The sequence below is a fragment of the Myroides sp. DF42-4-2 genome (genome assembly GCF_030326445.1).
Classification (GTDB): domain Bacteria; phylum Bacteroidota; class Bacteroidia; order Flavobacteriales; family Flavobacteriaceae; genus Flavobacterium.
Map to the genome: position 1 here is coordinate 1 of NZ_JACAKI010000067.1, position 562 is coordinate 562.

Below are 562 nucleotides of genomic sequence, written 5' to 3' on the forward strand. Positions count from 1 at the left end.
ACGATTCCATAAAAATCTCGCTCTGGCTTTTCTTTGATATTTTTATAGTTTAAAGTCACTAATATGCGTTTTCCTAAAAGATTTTGAGCCTGACTCATCTGATACGTTTCTTCTACACCTAGTGCATCATGACTGAGCTCCAATGTAAACTCATGGTGTTTCTTTACACTCTGTTTAAGCTCAAAATGCTTATAGTTTTTAAGCACTTTTCCATCTACTACTATGGTTAAATCAACCAGGTGATTCACCCCTGGTATGAAGTGATTTAATATAGCAACCGCATTACTAATAGCACTATTACCTGTATTAATATTACTGATTTGACTTAAAGGCTGTGGTGTGTCTACTCTGCCATTTATTCCTTCAATCTGATGTTGATATGCAGATGTCTTACCCATCACACTACCAGCAGTTCCATAGGCAGTAGAGGCAAAGCCTGCTATCTCTTGTGGGTGAATAAGTACCTTTTCTTCTACTAAATCCTCTGTTTTTTCCGTTGCTTTTTCCGTTGCATACTCATTTGTAGCATCACTTAGTATCCCCTTGCTTTGTCCTGGGATTT

1 pseudogene is annotated in these 562 nt (G+C 37.4%); it reads right to left on the minus strand.

From position 1 onward, the window contains the following. Positions 1–562 (minus strand): annotated as a pseudogene (locus HX062_RS16170) (hypothetical protein); the annotation flags it as partial.